This window comes from Clostridioides sp. ZZV14-6009 (assembly GCF_020658095.1).
Taxonomy (GTDB): Bacteria; Bacillota; Clostridia; order Peptostreptococcales; family Peptostreptococcaceae; genus Clostridioides.
Genome location: NZ_JAGWDG010000026.1, coordinates 23921 through 29920, shown reverse-complemented (window position 1 = coordinate 29920; position 6000 = coordinate 23921). Strand labels below are relative to the sequence as shown.

14 protein-coding genes are annotated in these 6000 nt (G+C 28.0%); 10 read left to right on the top strand and 4 right to left on the bottom strand.

Features of this window, described 5'->3' with window-relative positions:
• Window positions 1-258 (top strand): phage holin family protein (locus KGF36_RS18910; RefSeq protein ID WP_227854964.1); only part of this gene is annotated, 258 nt, incomplete at its 5' end.
• The gene (locus tag KGF36_RS18905) at window positions 258-1082 is read left to right on the top strand and encodes an N-acetylmuramoyl-L-alanine amidase (RefSeq protein WP_227854963.1); all 825 of its coding nucleotides are present in this window, start codon (window positions 258-260) and stop codon (window positions 1080-1082) included. The genes KGF36_RS18910 and KGF36_RS18905, both read left to right, overlap by 1 nt.
• A gap of 89 nt (window positions 1083-1171) precedes the next feature.
• On the opposite strand, the gene KGF36_RS18900 is transcribed toward KGF36_RS18905, so the two are convergent.
• A complete protein-coding gene (locus KGF36_RS18900; RefSeq protein WP_227854962.1) occupies window positions 1172-1429 on the bottom strand; it encodes a hypothetical protein in 258 nt (85 codons plus the stop codon).
• A 53-nt stretch (window positions 1430-1482) separates the two neighbouring features.
• Window positions 1483-1665, bottom strand: a complete 183-nt coding sequence (locus KGF36_RS18895; RefSeq protein WP_227854961.1) for a helix-turn-helix domain-containing protein — start codon at window positions 1663-1665, stop codon at window positions 1483-1485.
• Between the two features lie 147 nt (window positions 1666-1812).
• On the opposite strand from KGF36_RS18895, the gene KGF36_RS18890 reads away from it, so the two are divergent.
• From KGF36_RS18890 to KGF36_RS18865, 6 genes are all read left to right on the top strand, one after another.
• Window positions 1813-2262: a hypothetical protein gene (locus tag KGF36_RS18890; RefSeq protein ID WP_227854960.1), complete on the top strand. Its 450-nt coding sequence runs from the start codon at window positions 1813-1815 to the stop codon at window positions 2260-2262.
• Between the two features lie 11 nt (window positions 2263-2273).
• Window positions 2274-2909 (top strand): AP2 domain-containing protein, encoded by a 636-nt coding sequence (locus KGF36_RS18885; protein WP_227854959.1) that lies wholly within the window; start codon window positions 2274-2276, stop codon window positions 2907-2909.
• Between the two features lie 37 nt (window positions 2910-2946).
• Entirely contained in the window at window positions 2947-3321 is a 375-nt protein-coding gene (locus tag KGF36_RS18880) for a hypothetical protein (protein WP_227854958.1), read from the top strand.
• A 145-nt stretch (window positions 3322-3466) separates the two neighbouring features.
• The gene (locus tag KGF36_RS18875; RefSeq protein ID WP_227854957.1) at window positions 3467-3841 is read left to right on the top strand and encodes a helix-turn-helix transcriptional regulator; all 375 of its coding nucleotides are present in this window, start codon (window positions 3467-3469) and stop codon (window positions 3839-3841) included.
• Between the two features lie 48 nt (window positions 3842-3889).
• Window positions 3890-4219, top strand: coding sequence for a helix-turn-helix domain-containing protein (locus KGF36_RS18870; RefSeq protein WP_227854965.1), 330 nt, complete (start codon window positions 3890-3892; stop codon window positions 4217-4219).
• Window positions 4209-4481, top strand: a complete 273-nt coding sequence (locus KGF36_RS18865) for a hypothetical protein (RefSeq protein WP_227854956.1) — start codon at window positions 4209-4211, stop codon at window positions 4479-4481. Before KGF36_RS18870 ends, KGF36_RS18865 begins: the two co-directional genes overlap by 11 nt.
• Window positions 4482-4670: 189 nt before the next feature.
• On the opposite strand, the gene KGF36_RS18860 is transcribed toward KGF36_RS18865, so the two are convergent.
• Window positions 4671-4856, bottom strand: a complete 186-nt coding sequence (locus KGF36_RS18860) for a hypothetical protein (RefSeq protein WP_227854955.1) — start codon at window positions 4854-4856, stop codon at window positions 4671-4673.
• A gap of 12 nt (window positions 4857-4868) precedes the next feature.
• Window positions 4869-5291: a hypothetical protein gene (locus KGF36_RS18855; protein ID WP_227850519.1), complete on the bottom strand. Its 423-nt coding sequence runs from the start codon at window positions 5289-5291 to the stop codon at window positions 4869-4871.
• Window positions 5292-5473: 182 nt separating this feature from the next.
• Between KGF36_RS18855 and KGF36_RS18850 the strand changes: the two genes are divergently transcribed.
• Window positions 5474-5680 carry a helix-turn-helix domain-containing protein gene (locus KGF36_RS18850; protein ID WP_227850518.1) on the top strand — a complete coding sequence of 69 codons (207 nt, stop codon included), beginning with the start codon at window positions 5474-5476 and terminating at the stop codon, window positions 5678-5680.
• 117 nt (window positions 5681-5797) lie between these two features.
• Window positions 5798-5974 (top strand): hypothetical protein, encoded by a 177-nt coding sequence (locus tag KGF36_RS18845; protein WP_227854954.1) that lies wholly within the window; start codon window positions 5798-5800, stop codon window positions 5972-5974.
• The last annotated feature ends 26 nt before the right edge of the window (window positions 5975-6000 follow it).

The window sequence follows — 6000 nt, the reverse complement described above, 5'->3', positions numbered from 1 at the left end:
ATGGATAATTTAATAAGTTTCATACCAGAGCAGTTGCTAATTTTAGTGGCTGCTCTTTATGTTATAGGAGCAGGTTGTAAGAAGTATAAACAGTTAGATAACAAGTATATTCCAATAGTGTTATTAGCACTTGGGATAGGTTTTTCAGTATGGATGTTAGGATTAAATGCTGACGCAGTCTTACAAGGTGTAATTTGTTGGGGTATATCAATAGGTATAAATCAAACTTACAAACAACTAAAGGAGGAAAATAAATAATGAAAATAGCAATAGTACCAGGGCATACATTAAGTGGAAAAGGAACAGGAGCAACTGGCTATATAGATGAAGGAAAAGAAAATAGAGTACTAACTGATTTAATTGTTAAATGGTTGAAACAAGGTGGAGGTACTGTATATACTGGAAAAGTAGATAAGTCTAATAACTACTTAGCAGAGCAATGTCAAATAGCAAATAAACAAGATGTAGACCTAGCAGTACAAATCCATTTCAACGCAAATAAAACAACTCTAAATCCTATGGGTACAGAGACAATATACAAAACTAACAATGGTAAGGTATACGCTGAAAGAGTCAACAAGAAACTAGCAACAGTATTTAAAAATAGAGGTGCAAAATCGGATGTAAGAGGTCTTTACTGGCTTAGTCATACAAAAGCACCAGCTATCTTAATAGAAGTATGCTTCGTAGATAGTAAAGCAGATACAGACTATTATATTAAACATAAAGATATAGTCGCTAAATTAATAGCGGAAGGTATTTTAAATAAGAGAATTAATTCAAATAATCAAGCTGATAAAGGAGAAAATAACAACATGAATAAATTCGATACGGCTATAGTTTACAGCAAGGAAACTGACAAGGCTATAGCTAATATTATGTCTTTTTATATTAATAACAGCACTATAGTAGATATAAAAGATTATAAGAGTTATATGTGCAGAAATGTATTTACAATAGGGGGAGGAGCGACAGAAGGAATTAAAAAGTATCCCGACAAATACACAAGCTTTGCGGGAGCAGATAGAAAAGAAACTTTTGAATTAGTATTAGAGCATTTAAAAAATAAAAAACTGATATAAAGAAAATTGACATAAAAAATTAATTATATAAAAAAGAGGGTGGTAACTATTTTACTAGTTGCCACCCTCTTTTTTATTTTATTCTTTCATTAATTATTATCTTTAATTTTATCAATCAAGTCATCTATTATTTCAAAAGTTTGCTCGTTTGAAATAGATATATCATGTTCATTAGAACAATATTCTTTTACATAAACTTCGTATGTATCAGATAAAACATTGCTTAAATAAAAATCTACTTCCGCCTCGTAATCTTCAATGTAATCCTCGTGGCATCCTTCGTTAGTTTCTATATCGTATAATTCCTCGACGATAGTTTCTTTTAGTTGTTCAGTAATATTTTTCATAAAAAACATCCCCCTTTTCATTTTTTATTTTCTAAAAAGAATAAACAAACATTTTATTTATTATATTCTCTTTCAAGTGCAGTCTTTTTAAAGACCCAAGTAGTCCCAAATTTTTTACAGTCTATACCTTCTACAAATTTTCCATTTCTTATATTAAGCCTTAACGTACTTTCGCCTTTTCCATAAAGCTCACAAGCATCTTTTATGGAAATAAGTTCCTCGAATACATCCTTCATTTTCTCAACTCCTCTTATTTATATTATAAACGCAAAAGTTTAAAAAAGCAAGAAAAAAATAAACGCAAAAGTTTAAAAAAAGTATTGACTCGATAAACGTAAGCGTTTATAATATAATTAAAGATAAATACAAGGAGGATATAAAAAATGGAAAAATTTATTAGACTTGATTTCGATAAAGGTTTTAGAGGTAAAGAACATTTGAGTAGTGCAACAGGAGATGGCGAACATTTTGAGGCAGGAATTAGTTGTTATAAGATAAGTAAAGAAAAATGTGTTGATGCTATAATAAACTTATGCGAATACTGGTTTGAATTTGCAGGAGAATGTCAATTTAAAGATTTCGATATAAATATTTTCGAAGGACATCATGTAGGTGAAGGGGCTAGTTATGAAGATTTAGCCACTTGCGAGAAACATTTATATACCGTAGATGGTTCTTTATTTAATGATGTGTATGACTTATACTACAAACATAACACATACATAGAAGAAGATAAGAATATTGAAGAATTAGAAGAAAATTACAAGGATGAATACATAACAACAGAAGAATTTGAAACTAAGATAAAGGAAATGTTTATTAAATATTTATAGGAAGTGAAAATATGGAAATTGGAGATAAATTTGAAAATCTTACAATACTAGACATGGAACAAAGAAACGGCAGGAAGTATTGCTTATGTAAATGCGGGAATTGTGGCAATGAAAAATGGATAAGAGCAGATAGTTTAAAAAGAATAAAAGCATGTGGGTGCATGAAAAGCAACACACAGTTTAAACAAAATGATTTGACAAATAAAAAATTTGGCAGATTAACAGCAATAAAATCTACCAATGAAAAAGCAAAAAGTGGTCATTATATTTGGTTATGTCAATGTACATGTGGAAATGAAATTGAAGTAATAGAAAATAGTTTGACGACCGGAAAAACCAAGTCTTGTGGTTGTTTGCAAAAGGAAGCTACGAAGAAAAATATTAAATTAGCAATAAAAGCTAACAAGGAAAAAAATATTATTGGCAATACAAATTTAGCATTATTAAAAAAGACAGAAGCTTATCCCAATTCTAAAACTAAAGTTAGAGGGGTTTATTGGGATAAAGAAAAAAGAAAATACTGCGCTCAAATAGAATTTAAAAAAAAGCACTATTTTCTAGGCTATTTTGATGATATAAAAGAAGCAGAAGAAGCATATAAAAGTGCCAAAGAAAAATTTCTAAAAGAAATAAACATAAATACTTAAAATATAACTGAAGAAAGAGATAAAAGGGGGATACAAAATGAGTTTATACCAAGTTAATGGAAAACCAACAAAATCAAAGGTAGAAGAATATGACGAGGGTAGATATACTTTTTATAGATTTCAATGCAAAGACTGGGAAATGGGTACAAAAAGTTGGGGAATGATATATAATACAGAAGAAGAATCAACAGAAGATGACTGTGAAATTTTAGAAGGTAAAAGTTGTTGCGAGACAGCTAAAGAATTAGTAAGTTATATGAGTTTCTTTGGTAATGACTTTAGAGTCCTTGTTGTAGAAGGAGACTGCGTAGGCGAAGGGCATGACGGAGAAAGTGTAGTTGATATTAGTAGAATTGTAGAAATCTGGGGTTTTAATGATTTTATTAAATTTATGGATGAAATTGAAGAATAAAATGTGAACTGAGTGAGTAAAAACAAAGAAATGATAGGAAAAGAAATAGGGTTCTTAACAGTATTAGAAGCTAAAGAAAAGTTACATAATAATTTCTTTGGAAAAACATCTAATTAATAAATATATTCAGTTTGAGGTGGAAGTTATGATTGATATAGATATAAATAAAAGAATAAAGCAAATAAGAAAAGATGCTAATTTATCTCAACCAGCTTTTGGGGAAAAACTAGGTGTCAGTAAAGATGTTATAAGTAATATAGAATATAATAGAGTTGAACCAAAAGCTTTATTTATAAATCATTTATGTAGTGTGTTTAATGTTAATAAAGAATGGCTTATAAATGGTACAGGTGACAAGTATATATCTGTAGAAGATGATATTTATTCAACTTTAGGAGAAGTATTTTATAAGATAGCTAGTTCAAAGGATGAAAATTTAAAAGAGCTAGTAATAAACCTTTCTAAATTAGATGCTACATACATAGCATCTTTAAATGAAATTGTGAAAAGGACAATATAGGGGTGATATAGGTAAGAGAATTAAGATAGGTGGTGTTTAGACTTGAGTATGACAGAAAAACTGGACAAATTGCTATATTCTAAAAATATAACTAAGGCTCAATTGTCAAAAGAAAGTGGTATCCCTTATACAACTATTGCTGGCCTTTATGCAAAAGGGGCTGATAATATAAAACTATCAACATTAAAAAAATTAGCTGATTATTTTCAATGTTCAGTTGATTATTTAGTATATGAGAATATAGATATTAAAGATACATTAGCTTTTGATGATTTTAAAAACTTATTTAGAAATTTAAATCATGAGGAAAGAGAGCTAATATATAAAGCTGTGAAAGTTATATATAAGAAGAAAGGAAAAAATTATATTGGAGACTAGAGAAGAAAAAATAAAACGACTAGAAAATATCCTTAGAGAAAATGGAGAATTACTTGGAATAGTTCTTTTACTTTCAGATATGTTTCTTCCCAAAAGTGAATTGAGTAAAACTCAAATAGCTAGAAAAGAAAAATGTATTGAAGTTATAGACTTATTTATGAAACTTACACCAGATTTTCAAGATTATGCGTTACAACAAATAAAAGGATTACAAAACCTACAAACTTCATTTATTGATGAGATTAGAAAGAATTTAAGATAAACAAAGCACTTTTTATATGAGTGCTTATTTTTTTGAAATTCATCAATGTATAAACATCAAGAACATTACTCGACACGTCTTAAAATTGATTTAAATAAATCTTTTTAACAACATAAATCATATGATATAATAAAAAAATAGAAGTGTATTCGTAGTACACTTCTATAGTTGCAATTAAGCATTCTCATGTCAGGGAGTGCTTTTTTCATTTCTCCAAACAACATTATTTTTTTCATCTGTAATTATCAAATCAATGTCAATATCTTTCAAAATTTCTTTTGCAGTACAAATGAGATTATCTAAGTCAAAACTTCGAGTTACCTCTAGTTGTTTGTTATTTAATGCTCTTTTCAGTATATAAGTTTTAAAACACATTTATACCACCCCTTAAGCACTAAGGCATTCTTGTAAGCGTTCTTCTGCTTCTTCTAATGTAGAAAATTCATCAACATATTGGTCAAAGTCTCTAATATATTCAGTCTTATATTTAGTACTATTCATTTCTATAAAAGCAATAGTTTTACCATTATCATAGTAGCGATTTATCACGAAGTATTTTTCTGTGGTAGATACATTTTCTTTATCTCCTGCAACTAAGTCTTTAGCACTGAAATTAGGTGCCATGCTATGATTGCCTACTCTTATGTATTCATAATCATCACTGAAACGGATTTTAGCACATCTAACAGTATCATCTTCTTTATAAGTTATAGTTTTATCAGTTCTTTTAATAACCTCTATAGTATAAACACAGTTATGGTCGCACACACTTTTTGCAAAATAAGTTTTACCTACTTCAAATTTTATCATTTTGATACACTCCTTTAATTTTATTGTTAGAATAATTTCTAATATAATAGAAATAATTTCTAATTTATTATAAATATAATATAAAATAGAGCATATGTCAATAAAAAATTCTAATAAAATAGAAATTTATTTTGACATTATAGAAATATTAATGTTATCATTTAATTAAGAGAGGTGATAAGATGGTGTCATATAAACCTTTATGGAGAATGATGTTTGATAAAGATATTAAAAAAATGGAATTTAAAAAAAGAGCTAATATAAGCAATGGAACTCTTTCAAAATTAAGTAAAAATGAGTATGTTTCATTAGTAGTAATTGAAAAGATATGTTTAGCTTTTGAGTGTACTCCAAATGATGTAGTTGAGATTAAAAAAGACAGAGAATAGATATTTGATAATTGTAAAATTATGTTATAATTAAAATGCAAGAATAATCTTGCAAGAGGCTACAATCTAAGGGCGAAAGTTTTCAGAAATCACCTTCGTATGAAAGGGGGTGAGTATATGAAAACACTTATGTTTATACTTGTTATAGCGTATTATATTACTATTGTAATAAAATCTATTACAACAATAGTAAAGTCTATAACAAGATTATTAGATTCTATAAATAGATTAAAAGAATCTTTACATAAACTAAGAAAACGTCCTGACTGCAATCAAGACGATTTCAATGAATAAATCATTACTTAAATTATTTTGAATTT